The sequence below is a fragment of the Microbacterium sp. Marseille-Q6648 genome (assembly GCF_943181415.1).
Taxonomy (GTDB): domain Bacteria; phylum Actinomycetota; class Actinomycetes; order Actinomycetales; family Microbacteriaceae; genus Microbacterium.
The window spans coordinates 903,644-920,836 of record NZ_CALPBZ010000001.1 but is presented as its reverse complement, the minus strand read 5'-3'; the positions used below and the strand labels follow the sequence as shown (position 1 = coordinate 920,836).

At 70.4% G+C, this 17,193-nt stretch carries 11 protein-coding genes, 1 pseudogene and 2 riboswitches; of the genes and pseudogenes, 7 read left to right on the top strand and 5 right to left on the bottom strand.

Translation table 11 applies throughout. From position 1 onward, the window contains the following. Nucleotides 1-8: 8 nt before the first annotated feature. Genes nadC through NFR93_RS04410 form a run of 4 tightly spaced genes read right to left on the bottom strand, consistent with a single transcriptional unit; the run spans nucleotide 9 to nucleotide 4,552 of the window. Nucleotides 9-884 carry a carboxylating nicotinate-nucleotide diphosphorylase gene (gene nadC / locus NFR93_RS04425; RefSeq protein WP_251450349.1) on the bottom strand — a complete coding sequence of 292 codons (876 nt, stop codon included), beginning with the start codon at nucleotides 882-884 and terminating at the stop codon, nucleotides 9-11. Then, entirely contained in the window at nucleotides 884-2,476 is a 1,593-nt protein-coding gene (nadB, locus tag NFR93_RS04420; RefSeq protein ID WP_251450347.1) for an L-aspartate oxidase, read from the bottom strand. Before nadB ends, nadC begins: the two co-directional genes overlap by 1 nt. Beyond that, entirely contained in the window at nucleotides 2,473-3,855 is a 1,383-nt protein-coding gene (gene nadA, locus NFR93_RS04415) for a quinolinate synthase NadA (protein ID WP_251450345.1), read from the bottom strand. The genes nadB and nadA overlap by 4 nt, the downstream gene beginning before the upstream one ends. 43 nt (nucleotides 3,856-3,898) lie before the next feature. Further along, the gene (locus tag NFR93_RS04410) at nucleotides 3,899-4,552 is read right to left on the bottom strand and encodes an NUDIX hydrolase (protein WP_251451481.1); all 654 of its coding nucleotides are present in this window, start codon (nucleotides 4,550-4,552) and stop codon (nucleotides 3,899-3,901) included. A gap of 192 nt (nucleotides 4,553-4,744) precedes the next feature. Between NFR93_RS04410 and NFR93_RS04405 the strand changes: the two genes are divergently transcribed. The 4 genes from NFR93_RS04405 to gcvP all read left to right on the top strand — a co-directional run bounded on the left by NFR93_RS04405 (nucleotide 4,745) and on the right by gcvP (nucleotide 10,691). Beyond that, nucleotides 4,745-5,920: a MarP family serine protease gene (locus tag NFR93_RS04405; protein ID WP_251450343.1), complete on the top strand. Its 1,176-nt coding sequence runs from the start codon at nucleotides 4,745-4,747 to the stop codon at nucleotides 5,918-5,920. A gap of 53 nt (nucleotides 5,921-5,973) precedes the next feature. Beyond that, nucleotides 5,974-6,066, top strand: a riboswitch (glycine riboswitch). Continuing rightward, nucleotides 6,067-6,177, top strand: a riboswitch (glycine riboswitch). 43 nt (nucleotides 6,178-6,220) lie between these two features. Beyond that, nucleotides 6,221-7,399 carry a glycine cleavage system aminomethyltransferase GcvT gene (locus tag NFR93_RS04400; protein ID WP_251450341.1) on the top strand — a complete coding sequence of 393 codons (1,179 nt, stop codon included), beginning with the start codon at nucleotides 6,221-6,223 and terminating at the stop codon, nucleotides 7,397-7,399. After that, entirely contained in the window at nucleotides 7,396-7,779 is a 384-nt protein-coding gene (gene gcvH / locus NFR93_RS04395) for a glycine cleavage system protein GcvH (protein WP_251450340.1), read from the top strand. The genes NFR93_RS04400 and gcvH overlap by 4 nt, the downstream gene beginning before the upstream one ends. A 74-nt stretch (nucleotides 7,780-7,853) precedes the next feature. Then, complete coding sequence (gene gcvP, locus NFR93_RS04390) at nucleotides 7,854-10,691, top strand: aminomethyl-transferring glycine dehydrogenase (RefSeq protein ID WP_251451479.1); 2,838 nt, start codon at nucleotides 7,854-7,856, stop codon at nucleotides 10,689-10,691. 790 nt (nucleotides 10,692-11,481) lie between these two features. Here the strand turns inward: gcvP and NFR93_RS16100 are convergent. After that, a pseudogene (locus tag NFR93_RS16100) lies at nucleotides 11,482-12,291 on the bottom strand (CPBP family intramembrane glutamic endopeptidase); the annotation flags it as partial. Nucleotides 12,292-12,457: 166 nt separating this feature from the next. On the opposite strand from NFR93_RS16100, the gene NFR93_RS04380 reads away from it, so the two are divergent. From NFR93_RS04380 to NFR93_RS04370, 3 genes are all read left to right on the top strand, one after another. Further along, nucleotides 12,458-14,296 (top strand): ABC transporter family substrate-binding protein, encoded by a 1,839-nt coding sequence (locus NFR93_RS04380; RefSeq protein ID WP_251450338.1) that lies wholly within the window; start codon nucleotides 12,458-12,460, stop codon nucleotides 14,294-14,296. Nucleotides 14,297-14,459: 163 nt separating this feature from the next. After that, complete coding sequence (locus NFR93_RS04375) at nucleotides 14,460-15,977, top strand: ABC transporter permease (RefSeq protein WP_251450337.1); 1,518 nt, start codon at nucleotides 14,460-14,462, stop codon at nucleotides 15,975-15,977. Further along, nucleotides 15,977-17,185 (top strand): ABC transporter permease, encoded by a 1,209-nt coding sequence (locus NFR93_RS04370; RefSeq protein ID WP_251450336.1) that lies wholly within the window; start codon nucleotides 15,977-15,979, stop codon nucleotides 17,183-17,185. Before NFR93_RS04375 ends, NFR93_RS04370 begins: the two co-directional genes overlap by 1 nt. The last annotated feature ends 8 nt before the right edge of the window (nucleotides 17,186-17,193 follow it).

Here is a 17,193-nt window from a genome sequence, read left to right as displayed (position 1 = left end):
GGCGGGGGTCAGAGGGCGACGGGTGTGCGGGAGTCGTCGAGACGGATGTCGAGTCCGAGATCGAGCGCCGGCGCGGAATGGGTGAGCGCCCCCACCGAGATGACGTCCACTCCCGTCTCGGCGATCGCACGCACGGTGTGCAGCGTGACGCCGCCGGAGGCCTCGACGATGGCACGCCCCCCGATCTGCTCGACGCCGGCGCGGAGGTCTTCGAGAGAGAAGTTGTCGAGCATGATCGTGCCGATCCCCGCGGCGAGCACCGCATCGATCTGATCGAGCCGGTCGACCTCGACCTCGACGTGGGTGGTGTGCGGCAGGCGGGCGATCGCCCCCTGCAGCGCAGCGGTCACCGAGAGACCGCGCTCGGTCAGGACGGCGAGGTGATTGTCCTTGGCCATCACCGCGTCGGAAAGGGAGTGACGGTGGTTGTGCCCCCCGCCGCTCACGACGGCGTGGCGTTCGAAGGCGCGAAGGCCGGGCGTCGTCTTGCGCGTGTCGACGATACGGGCGCCGGTGTGGGCGACCTCGGCGACGTACCGGGCGGTCAGTGTGGCGATGCCCGACATGCGCTGCACGAAATTGAGCCCCACGCGCTCGGCCGTGAGCACCGCGCGGGCGGGTCCCGAGACCGCCGCGAGGACGTCGCCGACTGTGAACCGCTCGCCGTCGCGCACGAGGAGGTCGACCTCGACGGCGGGGTCGGTGAGGCGGAACGCGGCGGCGAACACCTCGCCGCCGCTGAAGACGCCCTCTTCGCGGGCGACCAGCTCGGCGTGTGCGCGGGCGTCGGCGGGGATGAGCGATTCGGCGGTGATGTCGCCCCAGGGCGCGTCCTCGTCGAGAGCGACGGCGACGACGCGGTCGATGGTGGTGCGGGTGAGCATCAGGCGGCTCCCTTCGTGAGCGTCATGGCGGTGGGGTCGTCTCGTCGGAAGTGGGCACCGGCGGACCTCGTCCGCGCGCGGGCGGCGGCCACGAGGTGTTCGGCGACCAGGAGGAGGTTCTCGTCCTCGAACGCGGACTCGGATGAGGGGCGACGGCGGGTGGAGCGCCACAGCGCGAGCTGCGCGGCGGCGCGAGCGAGCCCGGCCTCGTCGCGGACGAGGCCGGCGTGCTCCCAGAGCAGTCGCTGCAGGGCCTTCCGCGAGAACGGCACGACGCCGGCCGTCGCTTCCACGCCCCGCACCGCGACCGGTGCCGCGGCGCTCGTGGCGGCATCCGGCCAGTGACGTGAGAGGACGTCGGCGGCGATCACGTCGCCGGCGCGCGCGCCGAACACGGCGCCTTCGAGCAGGGAGTTCGACGCGAGCCGATTCGCGCCGTGGACGCCGGTGCGCGCGACCTCGCCGACGGCGTAGAGGCCGGGGATGCTGGAGCGACCCCACAGGTCGGTCGCGACGCCACCCATCAGATAGTGCGCGGCGGGGGCGACCGGAACCGGCCGGCGCGCCCAGTCCAATCCGCGCTCGCGCACCGCGCGGTCGATCGTGGGGAACCGCTCGGCCAGGAATCGTGCGCGCTCGTCGGCATCGGCCGAATGCAGGCCGGTCGCGTCCAGGCGGACCGGACGGCCGCCCTGACGCTGCATCGCGCGGGCGATCGAGCGCGCGACGACGTCGCGCGGGGCCAGTTCGCCGTCGGGATGGTCATCGAACGCGAACCGTCGTCCGGTGTCGTCGATGAGCACCGCGCCTTCGCCGCGGACGGCCTCCGACACCAGGAAGGGCTCCCCGACGGCCAGGATCGTCGGGTGGAACTGGAAGAACTCCAGGTCCGCCACGGCCGCTCCGGCCCGCAGCGCCGCGGCGATGCCGTCGCCGGTGGCCACCGTCGGATTGGTCGAGAACGCGTACAGCTCGCCGGCGCCGCCCGAAGCGAGGACGACGGCATCGGCGGAGATCGTGCGGCGGGTGCCCGGGCGACCCGAGTCGGCTCCGGATGCCGCGCGCTCGCCGACCAGCAGCTCCACACCGGCGGCCCGGCCGGCATCCAGGACGAGGTCGACCACGAACGCGTGCTCGATCACGTCGGCGTCGCTGGCCCGCAGCCGTGCCACGAGCGACCGTTCGATGGCGGTCCCGGTCGCATCGCCTCCGGCGTGCAGGATGCGCGGGTAGGAGTGGGCGGCTTCGAGCCCCTTCACGAAGTCGCCGCCGGCACTGCGGTCGAACTCGACCCCCAGGGCGATCAGCTCGCGGATGCGCTCCGGGCCCTCGCCGACGAGCACGTCGACGGCGGCGGGGTCGCTGAGACCGGCGCCCGCCGCGAGGGTGTCGCGCACGTGATCGGCGACGCTGTCGTCGTCGAACATCACGCCGGCGATCCCGCCCTGCGCGTATCGCGTGTTCGCGTGCTCGAGCACATCCTTGGTGACGAGGGTCACGCGGCAGCCGTGCGCTACGGCGTGCAGCGCGACCGTGAGCCCCGCGATGCCGCTGCCGACGACCACGGCGTGCACGGCGGCGGGGGAGGTCATGCCGGCGCTCCGGCGGCGGTCGCGACCGGACCGGGAGCTCCGCCCGGCTCGAGTCGTCCGGCCGGCGGCTTGGCGGCCAGCATCCGCTCGAGCGCGACCCGCGCGGGGTCGGCGACATGGGCCGGGACGGTGATGCGGTTGACGACCTCACCGCGGACCAGCGACTCGAGCACCCACGCGACGTATCCGGGGTGGATGCGGTACATCGTCGAGCAGGGGCAGACGACCGGGTCGAGGCAGAAGATCTCATGCTGCGGATGCTGCGCCGCCAGCCGCTGCACGAGGTTGACCTCGGTGCCGATCGCGAACGTGGTCGGTTCGGTCGCGCCCTCGATGGCCCGGCGGATGTAGTCGGTCGAGCCCGCTTCGTCGGCGGCGTCGACGACCTCCATCGGGCACTCCGGGTGCACGATGACGCGGACGCCCGGGTGCGCGGTGCGGGCGGCGGCGATCTGGTCGACGGTGAAGCGGCGATGGACCGAGCAGAACCCGTGCCACAGGATGACGCGCGCGTCGTGCAGCGCATCCTCGTCGGCCCCGCCGAGGGGACGTCGCGGGTTCCACATCGGCATCTGCTCCACGGGCACGCCCATCGCCTTCGCGGTGTTGCGGCCGAGGTGCTGGTCGGGGAAGAACAGCACCCTGCGGCCCCGAGCGAAGGCCCATTCCAGGACGGTGCGCGCGTTCGACGAGGTGCACACGATGCCGCCGTGACGGCCCACGAAGCCCTTGATCGCCGCGGAGGAGTTCATGTACGTCACCGGGATGACGGGCACCCTCCCCTCGGCATCCACGGCGGTCATGTCGCCGTACAGCTCCTCGAGCTGCTCCCAGCAGTCCTCGACCTGGTCGATGTCGGCCATGTCGGCCATCGAACATCCCGCGGCCAGGTTGGGGAGGATGACGGCCTGCTCCGGCTGCGAGAGCAGGTCGGCGGTCTCGGCCATGAAGTGCACGCCGCAGAACACGATGGCCTCGGCCTCGGGATGTGCTTTCGCGGCGCCGGCGAGCTGGAAGGAGTCGCCCACGTAGTCAGCGTGACGGACGACCTCTTCGCGCTGGTAGAAGTGACCCAGCACGACGACCCGGTCCCCGAGGAGGGCCTTGGCGGCGCGGATGCGATCGTCGAGCTCGGCGTCGTCGGCCTCGCGGTACTCGCGCGGCAGCTCACCCTGGCGGGGGGCGCCGGTGGGGATCACATCGCCCATCGATGCGCCGGGGCCATAGCCCGGGCGTGTGTCGAAGTCCCACGGACCGGCGGCGAGGTCGGTGTTGCAGGTCTCGGTGGTCGAGGCGCCGCGGACGATCGCCTGGATCTCGTGGTCGACCGACGGGTCGACTCCGGGGTGCGGGGTGAGGGAGATGTTGACGGCGGTCATGGGGTTCTCTGTTCGGGTGGGGCGGTGGCCGTGGCGGTTCGGGTCAATGGCGCGCCGAGAGCGGCCCGCGGTCGGCGAGCTCGACATCCCGGTCGTAGCGGTACAGCCGCGCGGGGCGGTGGCTTCCGGTGCGGAAGCGGTCGGTGGGGATGAGGGTGCCGGAGTTCTCGGCCTGACGGCGGAAGTTCGCCGGGTCGAGCCGCTTGCCGAGGATCGACTCGTACACCTCGCGCAGCTCGGCGAGCGTGAACTCGTCGGCGAGCAGTCCGTGCGCGATGCGGCTGTAGCCGACCTTGTTCCGCAGGCGCCACAGGGCGTAGTCGACGATGTCGTTGTGGTCGAACGCCAGGCGCGGAAGAGATGTCGCATCGAACCACGACACGTTCTCCTCCGCGGCCGCGGCGGCCGCCTCGTCGGCGCGCAGCAGCGCCCAGTACACGATCGACACGACGCGGGTGGGGGAGCGGTCGACGGCGCCGAAGGCGTACAGCTGTTCGAGGTAGCTCGGCTCCAGTCCCGTCGTCTCGGCCAGGGTCCGGGATGCCGCGGCGTCCAGTCCCTCGTCGACGTCCAGCCAGCCGCCCGGCAGCGCCCACGAGCCCTCGTGGGGGTCGCGCGTGCGACGGACGAGGGGCAGGGCGAGCTCGGGGCGGTCGCCGTCGGGGTCGCGGCGGAGCGTGAAGATGACCGTGGACACGGCGACGCGCGTCGCGTCGCCGTCGGCGGACGCGACGGGGATGCCGTGGCTGATCGTGCTGGTTCGTGTCATGGTGACTCTAACTCCTGCGACCGATCTTAGTGTCATGGTGACCAGAAGGTCAAACGCGTGACGTTCGCGTCGTTCTCCCAGTCGCGCGCCGTAGGGTGGCCCTCCCCGGAAGGAGCCCCCGTGCAGGTGATCGACATCGTTCTGATCGTCATCCTCGTCGTCGCTCTGCTGGCAGGTCTCCAGCGCGGGCTGCTCGCCAGCCTCGGATCCCTGCTGGGTCTCGTCGGCGGCGCGTTCGCCGCCCTCTGGGCCATCCCACTGGTCAACGACGCCCTGCCCACTCAGCAGTGGCGGCCCCTCGTCGTCATCGGCGGCACCCTGCTGCTCCTGGTGGTCGGCATGGCGATCGGCGGCGGCATCGGCATGGCCCTGCGGCGCGGCGTCGACCGCACCCCCCTCCGCGGCTTCGAGCGCCTCCTCGGCGGCGCCGCGAGCGTCGTGATCGCCGCGCTCGCCGCCTCGTTCGTCGGGCAGGGACTCGTCGCGACCGGGATGCCGGTGGTGGCGCCCGCGATCGGCTCATCGACGGTGCTGCGCACGATCGACTCGCTGACCCCCCGGCCCGTGCAGACCACACTCGCGCAGCTGCGGGCCGCAGTCCTCGACGAGGGCATTCCACGTCTGGGCGGTCTCCTCGCCCCCGAGACCGAGACCGGACCCCTGCCGGCCATCGCGCTGGATTCACCGCGTCTCGAGGCCGCAGCGGCCTCGGTCGGACGTATCTCGGGCGTGGCGTACGCCTGCGGGACGAGCTCCACGGGCAGCGGGTTCGTCGCGGCTCCCGACCTCGTCGTGACCAACGCGCACGTCGTGGCAGGGGTCGACGCACCGGTGGTCGAGCTCCCCGGCCGCGCCGCCCGCGAGGGCCGCGTGGTCTACTTCGATCCGGTCGACGACCTCGCCGTCATCGAGATCGACGATCTGGATGCGGCCGCTCTCGGCATCACCGAACCGCTGGAGCCGGGTGCGTCGGCGGTCGTGCAGGGCTACCCGTACGGCGGCCCGTTCTCGTCGGGCCCCGCCCGCGTCCTGTCCGCCACCTCGGCGCCCGTGCCGGACATCTACGAGGACGCCAGCGCCCCACGCGAGATCTACGCGCTGCAGGCGCAGGTCGTGCCGGGCAACTCCGGCGGCCCGCTGCTGACCACCGACGGCGACGTCGCGGGCGTGGTGTTCGCACGGGCGGACGACGGCCGCGAGGTCGGCTACGCGATGACGACGGCCGAGCTGCTGCCCGTCCTCGCCCAGGCGGACGCGTTCGAGCAGCCGGTGTCGACGGGCGCCTGCACGTCGTGACGGTCGGGGGCGCTATGCTGGCCCCGCAACTGAACAGCAACAGAACCGGCTCGATGACCTCTGCGGGAGAGCCCCGGCGCTACGCCGGGCACCGAAGGAGCAAGCCTCCCCGCCAATCTCTCAGGTACGCGTACCGCTGAGGTCGGGCCACTCTGGAAAGAGATGTCTTCGACATCCGCCGACGGTGAAAGCACCGGCATCCCCTTGACGAACGGATGCCGATGCGAAACTCTCAGGCCCATGACAGAGGGGGAGTTCGATAGGCGCGGACCCGCGCCTGCCCGACCGACGGGAGAACTCATGCCAGACCCTCGCTCCACGCCGCTGCGTGGGCGCCACGAAGCGCTCGGCGCCTCGTTCACGGACTTCGGCGGCTGGCTCATGCCGGTGCGCTACTCCTCCGACCTGGCCGAGCACAAGGCCGTCCGCGAGAGCGCAGGACTGTTCGACATCTCGCACATGGCGGAGTTCCTCGTCACCGGATCAGACGCCGGGGCGTTCCTCGACTACGCGCTCGCCGGCCGGCTCTCGGCGCTCGCCGAGGGCAGGGCGAAGTACTCGCTCGTGCTGGCGGCCGACGGCGGCATCATCGACGACGTGATCGTCTACCGCCTCGCCGACGACCGCTACCTCGTCATCGCCAACGCAGGTAATCGCGACGCGGTCGCCGAAGCCCTCGCCGAGCGGGTCGCGATGTTCCCGCCGCCGCCGCCCCTCACCGGCCAGGACGGGTCGTTCGCGTTCATCCCCGGCACGCATGCCCGCGTCGAGGACGTCTCGGACGGCTACGGCCTGCTCGCCGTGCAGGGTCCGGCGGCGCGGGCGGTCCTCGAGGCGACGCCCGAGCTGACGGGGTGGCAGCGACCGCTCGCAGACGTGCCGTACTACGCCACGACCAGCGCGTCGTTCGACGAGACCGGTGTGCTCGTGTGCCGCACCGGCTACACCGGCGAGGACGGCTTCGAGCTGCTCGTGCCCGTCACCCACGCCGAGGCGCTGTGGGACGCCCTGCTCCGCGCCGGCGAACCGCTCGGGCTGGTGCCGGCGGGCCTGGCCGCGCGCGACACCCTGCGCCTCGAGGCCGGCATGCCCCTCTACGGCCACGAGCTGACGCGCGACATCGCCCCCGCCCAGGCGGGCCTCGGCCGGGTCGTCGCGATGGACGAGGACGACTTCGTCGGCAAGGCCGCGCTCGCCGGGCGCGACCTCACGGACGCGCCCGTCCTCGTCGGGCTCGTCGCCGAGGGGCGCCGAGCCGGACGCGCCGGGTACGGCGTCTTCGACGGGGACGGGCCGGACGCGTCGCGCGTCGGCGAGGTCACCTCCGGCGCGCTCAGCCCGACCCTCGGCCACCCCATCGCCATGGCCTTCGTCGCCCCCGCGGCATCCGCCGCCGGCACCGTGCTCTATCTCGACGTGCGCGGAACCCGCATCCCCGCGACCGTGACCGCCCCGCCTTTCTACCGGAGGAAGAAGTGACCGATCTCAACAGCCTCAAGTACACCGCTGAGCACGAGTGGGTGGCCCTCGACGGCACCACCGCCACGGTCGGCATCACCGACTACGCCGCCGACAAGCTCGGCGACGTCGTGTTCGTGGAGCTCCCGTCCACCGGCTCGGCCGTCACGGCGGGCGAGGTGTGCGGCGAGATCGAGTCGACGAAGTCCGTCGGCGAACTGTACGCGCCGCTCACCGGCGAGGTCGCCGAGACGAACGACGCCGCCGTCGACGACCCGTCGCTGGTGAACTCGTCGCCCTACGGGGACGGGTGGCTGCTGAAGATCACCGTCGACCCGACCGCGGTGGAGGGTCTCATGGATCGTGCCGCCTACGTCGAACTCACCGGCGGGGACGCGTGAGCGGGTCCGGATCGGTCGCGGGCGGCACCTTCGCCGCCCGGCACATCGGCCTCGACGCCGACGCGCAGCGCGTCATGCTCGACGCCCTCGGCTACGACGACGTCGACGCCCTCGTGCGACGCGCCGTTCCGGCATCCATTCAGGTGGACGCCCGCTCGACGAGCGACATTCCGGCCGCCGCGACCGAGGCCGAGGCCCTCGCCGAGCTGCGCGCGCTCGCCTCGCAGAACCGCGCCGCCCGGCCGATGATCGGGCTGGGCTACTACGACACGTTCACCCCGTCGGTGATCGCGCGGAACGTGCTCGAGAACCCGTCGTGGTACACCGCCTACACCCCGTACCAGCCCGAGATATCGCAGGGGCGTCTCGAGGCGCTCATCAACTTCCAGACGATGGTGACCGATCTCACCGGACTCGCCACGGCCAACGCGTCGATGCTCGACGAGTCGACGGCCGTCGTCGAGGGGATGCTGGTGGCCCGCCGTGCATCGAAGGCGGCCTCGAACGTGTTCGTCGTCGACGCCGACGCGCTGCCGCAGACCAAGGCGCTGCTCGTGCACCGGGCCGCGGCCCTGGGCATCGAGATCGTCGAGCGCGACCTCGCGCGCGGAGCGACGCTGCCCGAGGAGCTGTTCGGCGTGTTCGTGCAGTATCCGGGCGCATCCGGCGAGGTCTGGGACCCCCGTGGCGTGGTGGACGCCGCGCACGTCGCCGGCGGGCTCGCCGTGGTCGCCGCCGACCTGCTCGCCCTCACACTGCTGCGCTCGCCCGGCTCGTTCGGCGCCGACGTCGCCGTCGGCACCACCCAGCGCTTCGGCGTGCCCCTGGGCTTCGGGGGACCCCACGCCGGGTACATGGCCGTCCGCCAGGGCCTCGAGCGCCAGCTGCCCGGCCGACTCGTCGGCGTCTCGCAGGACGCCGAGGGGCACCCCGCCTATCGGCTGTCGCTGCAGACCCGCGAGCAGCACATCCGCCGCGAGAAGGCCACGTCCAACATCTGCACGGCGCAGGTGCTGCTGGCCGTCATGGCCGCCATGTACGCGGTGTATCACGGGCCGGACGGCCTCACCCGCATCGCCACGGAGGTGGCGCAGAAGGCCGAGGCCCTCGCCGAGCGGCTGCGCTCCTACGGGCTCTCGCTGCGCACCGACGCGTTCTTCGACACGCTCCGGGTGTCGACCCCGGGCCCGGCGCGACGGGTCATCGAGCGTGCACGAGAGCGCGGGTACCAGCTGTTCTGGGCCGACGACGCCACGGTCGGCGTATCGGTGGACGAGACCACGACGGCCGAGGACCTCGCCGCGATCGCCTGGGCGTTCGGCCTGCCCGAGGCCGAGGTGTCGGGCGGCGGCGAACAGGGCGAGCGCGCCGTGCCGTACGGTGCGGCATCCGCTCTGGCCGGCGTCGCGGCGCAGCTGCGGCGCGGCGACGAGGCGTTCCTCACGCACCCGGTGTTCAGCTCGCACCGCTCCGAGACGGCCATGATGCGCTACCTCAAACAGCTGGCCGACCGCGACTACGCGCTGGACCGCGGCATGATCCCGCTCGGCTCGTGCACCATGAAGCTCAACGCCGCGACCGAGATGGCGGCGGTGTCGTGGCCGGAGTTCTCGCGCGTGCACCCGTTCGCCCCCGAGGCGGATGTGCGCGGGTATCTCGCGATGATCGAGCAGCTCGAGGTCTGGCTCGCCGAGGTGACGGGGTACGACGCCGTCTCGCTGCAGCCGAACGCCGGGTCGCAGGGCGAGCTCGCGGGCCTGCTCGCCATCCGCGGATATCACCGCGCCAACGGCGACACCGACCGGACCGTGTGCCTCATCCCGTCGTCGGCGCACGGCACGAACGCCGCCTCGGCGGTGCTCGCGGGCATGAAGGTCGTCGTCGTCGCCTGCGACGAGGCCGGCAACGTCGACCTCGACGATCTGCGGGCGAAGATCGCCGCCCACGCGACGTCGCTCGCGGCGCTCATGATCACCTACCCCTCGACGCACGGGGTGTACGAGCACGACGTGCTCGAGATCACCCAGGCCGTGCACGACGCCGGCGGGCAGGTGTACGTCGACGGGGCGAACCTGAACGCGCTGCTGGGGTACGCCCGCTTCGGCGATCTCGGCGGAGACGTGTCGCACCTGAATCTGCACAAGACCTTCGCGATCCCGCACGGCGGGGGCGGTCCGGGTGTCGGTCCGGTGGCGGCGAAGGCGCACCTCGCGCCGCACCTGCCCGGCCACCCCCTCGCGCAGCGTCGCGACCACGCCGGGGGAGTGTTCGAGGGCGGACCGGTCTCGTCGGCTCCGCACGGCTCGGCCGGCATCCTGCCCATCTCGTGGGCGTACGTGCGGATGATGGGCGTCGACGGGCTGCGCGATGCGACGGCTGCCGCCGTGCTCGCGGCGAACTACATCGCCTTCCGGCTGAAGGACCACTACCCGGTGCTGTACGCCGGCGAGGGCGGGCTGGTCGCGCACGAGTGCATCCTCGACCTGCGACCGCTGCGGGAGGAGACGGGTGTGACCGTCGACGACGTGGCCAAGCGGCTCATCGACTACGGCTTCCACGCGCCGACGATGTCGTTCCCCGTGGCGGGCACCCTCATGGTCGAGCCCACCGAGTCGGAGGACCTGGGCGAGATCGACCGCTTCGTCGAGGCGATGATCGCGATCCGCGCCGAGGCGTCGCGGGTCGCCGCGGGGGAGTGGCCGGCGGACGACAACCCCCTGGTGAACGCCCCGCACACCGCGTCGGCGGCGATCGAGGGCGAATGGACGCATCCGTACACCCGTGCCGAGGCGGTCTATCCCGTGCGCTCGCTCGTACGCACCAAGTACTGGCCCCCGGTCCGCCGCATCGACCAGGCCTACGGCGACCGAAACCTCGTGTGCGCCTGCCCCCCGATCGAGGCCTTCGCCTAGCCTCTCGCGGCTCTCCCTTGACCGCGAGAGTACATCTGGCGGATGAGGGTGCGGGGTGCGCCCGGGGTTTCGTCCGCCAGATGTACTTTCGCGGACCGGCGCGGGGCGGGGGCGCGGGGCACGGGCGGGAGGGTCACGCGGTGCGGTGCGGCGGATGCGGCGCGAGCGCCCGGCGCAGCGAGTATAGGTGCGCCGGATGCTCCGGCTCCCGCTGACGCAGACCGACACCGATGAGGATGCTGCGCAACGGGTCGACGCGCGTCGCATCGGTCCATCCCCAGTGGACCAGATTGCGCACCCGCGGCTGCGCGCGCAGGCGCCGGTCGCGTTCGGACTGGGAGCGAAGCACGGCGCGCGCGTCGCCGTACCGGCCGTCGTACTTCAGGTCTCCGTCGCTCTCGCCGACGAGCCCGATCTCGGGCCAGAACATGTCGGACCGGTCGACGACGTCGTCGGTCGACACGAAGGAGACCTGCAGGTCCGGGGGCGGAAAGCCGAGCCACTCGATCACCGCCCGGCTGACAGACTCGAGCGCTGTCTCGGCATCGGCGGTCGCGCGCGAGAGCGGCCACCGTGCCAGATTGCGGCCGCGACTGCTCCGGCGACCCTCGTTCACGCCCTGTAGGGCCTCTCGGCTCAGATCTGCCTCGAGCCGGAGCGCGGCATCGGCCGCGGCCAACCCGACGGCCGGATGCCGGTGCCGTCCGAGATCCACGGCAGTGTCGGCCGCTTTCGCGGAACCGAAGGGGGCGTCAGGGGGAGGGCGACGAGGAGGGGAGGGTCGGGGTCGGGGTGGGGTGAAGACGGCGGGGAAGAGGGCGGCGGCGAGGGGGTAGCCGACGAAGGCGATCACGTCGATCACGGTGTGGGCGATCACGAGCGGCATCACCCGGCCCCAACGGCGGTAGCACCACCCGAACACCACGCCCATGACGAAGTTCCCGATGATCGAACCCACGCCCTGATACGCGTGGTAGGCCGCGCGCAGCCCGGCCGTCGCGAGGATGATGGTCCACCACGACCACCCGACGCGCCGCAGCCGGTCGAAGAGGTAGCCGAGGAGGATGACCTCCTCGACCAGGCCCGCCCGCACCGCCGACAGGAGCAGGAGCGGAACGGTGTACCAGGCGGCGTCCAGGGGAGACGCCACGACGGCGACGGTGAGGCCCAGCATCCTGCCGACGACGTACAGGGCGAGTCCCGGCACCCCGATTGCCAGGACCAGAAGGATGCCGCGCGCGGCGTCCGAGCCGAAGCGGCCGACGTCCAGGCCGATGCGCTTGAGGACGTTCGTCCCCGGCTCCCACAGCAGGTAGAGGACGAGGGCGACCAGCGCCAGCGAGAAGAAGATGTCGAGCAGCTGATAGACGAGGTCCCACAGCGCCTGCGTGTCGCGCGACGGGTTCAGGCGGGCCTGCTGGTCGCCGAGCGAGGCGTTCTGCTCGAGCGCGCGCTGGATCGAGCGCACGAACGACAGCACGCTGTACACCGCGGACTGGCCCACCGTGACCGCCAGGACGATGCCGATCTCCCACCACGTGCGGGCGCGCGGGGAGGTCGTGGGAAACCTCACATCGGCCGCGCCGGAATCGCCGTTCATCTTGTCAGATTGTCACACGTCGTCTGCCCTGAGTTAAGGCTATGTAACGTTTTCGTTCGGACTTTTGACCATCCGACACACGCGTGCTTAGGGTGTGTCTATCCGCGCGCCGGGGTCCAACCATGGCCTCGTGCGCGCACAACCTTGCACAGGAGGAATAGTGAGAATGAAGCGCATCCTGACTGCGGTGGGATTCACCGCAGTCGGCGCACTCGTGATCTCCGGATGCGCCGCCGGTGGCTCTGACACCGACGGTGGCGACGATTCGGGGCTCGTCGAGGGCTCCTCGATCACAGCAGCGTGGAACCAGGCGTTCTACTCGATGAACGGCAACACGTCGTTCGGCAACGCCACAGCCAACAACAACATCAACTACCTGGTGTTGGACGGCTTCAACTACTACAACAACACGCCCGAGCTCGTGAAGAACACCTCGTTCGGCACGTACGAGCTGGTCAGCGAAGACCCCCTGACGGTGACCTACACCGTCAACGAGGGCGTGAACTGGTCCGACGGCACCCCGATCGACGCTGCCGACCTCATGCTCAACTGGGCTGCGCTCTCGCGTGCGCTGGACACCCCGGACTTCGACCCGGGCGAGTTCACCGACCCCGAGACCGGTGAGTTCACCGACGCGTTCCCCGAGGACATCGTCTACTTCGACTCCGGCGCCACGCCCGAGTCGGGCATGGGCCTGGTCACCGAGACGCCGGAGATCGGCGAGGACGGGCGCTCCATCACGATGACCTTCGACCAGCCCTTCGTGGACTGGGAGCTCGTCTTCTCGTCGCCGCTTCCCGCGCACATCATCGCGAAGAAGTCGCTCGAGATCGAGGACAACGAAGAGGCCAAGCAGGCCGTGCTCGACGCGATCGAGTCCGAGGACGCCGAGGCCCTGGCCGCGATGTCCGCGTTCTGGAACGGCGGCTTCAACTTCACGTCGATGCCCGACGACACCGAGCTCGTCACCGCGAGCGGCCCGTACATGATCAGCGACTACCAGGCTGACCAGTTCGTGACCCTCACGGCGAACCCGGAGTACGCCGGCGAGAACTCCCCGAACATCGAGGAGATCACGATCCGCTTCATCCCCGACCCGCTGGCTGCTGTCCAGGCGCTCGAGAACGGCGAGGTTGACATCATCCAGCCGCAGGCGACCGCCGACATCACCGACGCGCTCGAGGGCATCGACGGCATCACGGTGAGCACCGGCCTCGGTGGCACGTACGAGCACGTCGACCTGCAGTTCGACCAGGGCCGCAACCCGGAGAACATCTTCTCCAACCCGCAGGTCCGTGAGGCGTTCATGAAGACGATCCCCCGTCAGGAGATCGTCACCACCCTCATCGAGCCGATCATCGGCGACGACGCGATCCTCCGTGACTCGCAGCTGTTCGTCCCCGGTGCCGAGGGCTACGACGAGTCCGCCGCGAACAACACCTCGGCCGACTACGCCGAGGTCGACATCGAGGGCGCTCGTCAGCTGCTCGAGGACTCCGGTGTCACCAACACCGAGGTCTGCATCCTCTACGCGTCGAACAACCCCCGTCGCGTGAACGAGTTCGCTCTCATCCAGCAGTCGGCCAACGAGGCCGGCTTCGAGGTCACCGACTGCGGTTCCGAGGACTGGGGTGGCCTGCTCGGCACCCCCGGCGCCTACGACGCGTCGCTGTTCGGATGGCAGTCGACGAGCCTGGGTGTGACCAACTCGCTCCCGACGTTCGTGACGAACGGCATCAACAACCTGAACTACTACTCGAACGAGCGTGTCGACGAGATCATCTCCGAGCTCAACGTCACCTTCGACGCCGAGCAGCAGATCACGCTGCAGCAGGAGCTGGACCGCCTTCTCTGGGAGGACTTCTACGGAGTCACCATCTTCCAGTTCCCGGAGGTCACCGCCTACAGCGACCGCGTCACCAACATCGACCCGTCGATCCTCGCGCCGACCATCTTCTGGAACGCGTGGGACTGGGAAGTGACGGACGCCGGTACCGAGGAGTAAGTCACAGCCGGTGGCGTCGGGCTGAGCCCGCCGCGACCGGACACGGGGGTGCAGGTTCCACGGGACCTGCACCCCCATCCATGAGACTTCTCTTCAGCGGCTCGGCGCTCCACCCGGGGGCGCCGGACGCCGTCTGGCACATCGACAGGCAGGCTGCCACACCATGGCTTCATTCATCATCCGGCGATTGATCGCATCGGTCTTCGTGCTCTTCGCCGCGACATTCCTGATGTACGTGCTCGTCTCGCTCTCGGGCGATCCCCTGGAAGAGCTCAAGCAGTCCAACGCTCCCAACAAGGCGGAGCTGATGGAAGCGCGTACCAGGCTCCTCAACCTCGACGTCCCCGCCCCGCTGCGCTACTTCATCTGGCTCGGCGGCATCTTCCGCGGCGACTTCGGCATCAGCATCCAGAACCAGCCCGTGAACGCGCTGCTGGCGAACGCACTGACGTCGACGCTGACGCTCGTGACCATCGCCACCGTCGTCGCCATCGTGCTCGGCATCTCGGTCGGAATCATCTCGGCCCTGCGCCAGTACAGCGGCTTCGACTACGCCGTGACCTTCGTCTCGTTCCTCTTCTTCTCGCTGCCCATCTTCTGGGTGGCCGTCCTCCTCAAGCAGTACGGTGCCATCCAGCTCAACGGCTGGCTGGGCGAGCCCACCATCGCGATACCCGTCATCGTGATCGCCTCGCTCATCGCCGGCGTGCTGTGGATGTCGCTCATCGGCGGATCGTGGAAGCGGCGGGGCATCGTCTTCGGCGCCGCGACGCTCGCCACGGCCGGCGTGCTGGCGTACCTCTCGGCGACGCAGTGGTTCGCCGATCCGAGCATCGGCATCGTCGTGTACGCGGCGCTCGCCATCGGCATCGCCTTCGGCGTGACCGCCGTCTCGACCGGTCTGCGCAACCGCAAGGCGCTCTACGGCTCGCTGGGAGTGGCCGCGCTGGGCATCGCCCTGTACTTCCCGATGATGACCTACATCCTCAACGGCATGACGCTGTGGGTGTTCGTCGGGCTGGCGGCGGCGACGATCGTCGTCTGCGGCGCCATCGGCTGGTTCATCGGCAGCCCCGACCGTGGCCCCGTCATCCGCACCACGATCATCGTGGGCGTGCTGACGGCCGGGCTCATCGCGCTCGACAAGTACATGTCGTACTGGGCAATCTACTCCAACTCCAGCCGGATCCGGGGTCGTCCGATCGCCACCGTCGGTGCCTCGACGCCGAACCTCGGCGGCAACTTCTGGGTGCAGGGCATCGATCTCTACACGCACCTGCTGCTTCCGACCATCGCGATCATCCTCATCTCGTTCGCCGGCTACACCCGCTACTCGCGTGCGAGCCTGCTCGAGGTGATGAACCAGGACTACATCCGCACCGCGCGCGCCAAGGGCCTCACCCAGCGCACGGTCGTGGTCCGCCACGCGTTCCGCAACGCGCTGATCCCGATCACGACGATCATCGCGTTCGACGTGGGAGCGGTGGTCGGCGGCGCCGTCGTCACCGAGACGGTGTTCGGCTGGACCGGCATGGGCCGGCTGTTCGTCGACGCCCTCGGCGTCTCGGACCCGAACCCCGTGATGGCCTTCTTCGTCGTCACCGGCACCCTGGCCGTGGTATTCAACCTGATCGCGGACCTCGTCTACGTGGCCCTCGACCCCCGAATCAAGGTGAGCTGATGAACACCTCCGCCACACAAGCGCCCGATTCCCGCGAGGATGAGGCCAAGACCGAGATCTCGATCGAGCAGCGCGAGACCGAGGGGCTCAGCCAGGGTCAAATCGTCCGGCGCCGGTTCTTCCGTCACCTGGGCGCCGTCACCTCGATGATCGTGCTGGCCTTCATCGTGCTGCTGGCCTTCACCTCGGTCGGCGTCGACCTGTGGGGGATCCGCATCCCCGGCTGGTGGCAGTACAGCTGGACCGAGATCCCGACGAAGCTGAACAACGGCGTGCCGACCCTCAGCATCATCCCGCAGTTCCTCGGCGGCCCCGGGATCCGCTTCGGCGACCACCCGTTCGGTCAGGACGAGGTCGGCCGCGACATCTTCGCCGTCGTCATGCGCGGGGCGCAGCAGTCGCTCATGGTGATGGTCATCGCCGGTGTCGTCGCCACGTTCATCGGCGTCGTCATCGGGGCGGTCGCGGGCTACTACCGCAAGATGACCGACTCGATCCTCATGCGCTTCACCGACGTCATCATCACGATCCCGCTCATCGTCATCGGTGCGGTGCTCGGCAACATGCTCGGCAGCCTCGGTGCCGCGGTGCTCGGCGTCGTGATCGGCCTCTTCGCGTGGACGACCCTCGCCCGGCTCGTGCGCGGCGAGTTCCTGACCCTGCGCGAGCGCGAATTCGTGGATGCCGCACGCGTCAGCGGAGCGCGGGACCGGCGGATCATCTTCCGTCACATCCTCCCGAACGCGGTGGGCGTGATCGTCGTCAACGCGACCCTCCTCATGGCCGGTGCGATCCTGCTGGAGTCGGCGCTGAGCTTCCTCGGCTTCGGCGTGCAGTCTCCGGACACCTCGCTGGGCAAGATCGTCTCCGACAACCAGGCGGCGTTCTCGACCCGGCCGTGGCTGTTCTGGTGGCCCGGCATCTTCATCATCGTCATCGCGCTGTGCGTCAACTTCATCGGCGACGGCCTGCGCGACGCGTTCGACCCGCGTCAGAAGAAGATGCCGAGCGAGCGCGCGATGGCCCGCGCCGGCCGCGCAGCCAAGCTCGACGCCTCGCCCGAGGCGGGGGCGGCCGTGCGAACGGATGCCGGAGACGTCACGCTCCCGGGGCAGAGTGCCTTCGCCGGTGACGTCGAGAGCGCCACCGACCCGCGCCCGGCCGAGCCGGGCGAGAAGCGGGACGACCCGCGCGATCCGGGACGCTGATCCGATGC

Coding starts and splice junctions, on each gene's coding strand:
- nadC (WP_251450349.1), bottom strand. CDS start 884: ATGCTCACCCGCACCACCATCGACCGCGTCGTCGCCGTCGCTCTCGAC.
- nadB (WP_251450347.1), bottom strand. CDS start 2,476: ATGACCTCCCCCGCCGCCGTGCACGCCGTGGTCGTCGGCAGCGGCATC.
- nadA (WP_251450345.1), bottom strand. CDS start 3,855: ATGACCGCCGTCAACATCTCCCTCACCCCGCACCCCGGAGTCGACCCG.
- NFR93_RS04400 (WP_251450341.1), top strand. CDS start 6,221: ATGCCAGACCCTCGCTCCACGCCGCTGCGTGGGCGCCACGAAGCGCTC.
- gcvP (WP_251451479.1), top strand. CDS start 7,854: ATGCTCGACGCCCTCGGCTACGACGACGTCGACGCCCTCGTGCGACGC.
- NFR93_RS04380 (WP_251450338.1), top strand. CDS start 12,458: ATGAAGCGCATCCTGACTGCGGTGGGATTCACCGCAGTCGGCGCACTC.
- NFR93_RS04375 (WP_251450337.1), top strand. CDS start 14,460: ATGGCTTCATTCATCATCCGGCGATTGATCGCATCGGTCTTCGTGCTC.
- NFR93_RS04370 (WP_251450336.1), top strand. CDS start 15,977: ATGAACACCTCCGCCACACAAGCGCCCGATTCCCGCGAGGATGAGGCC.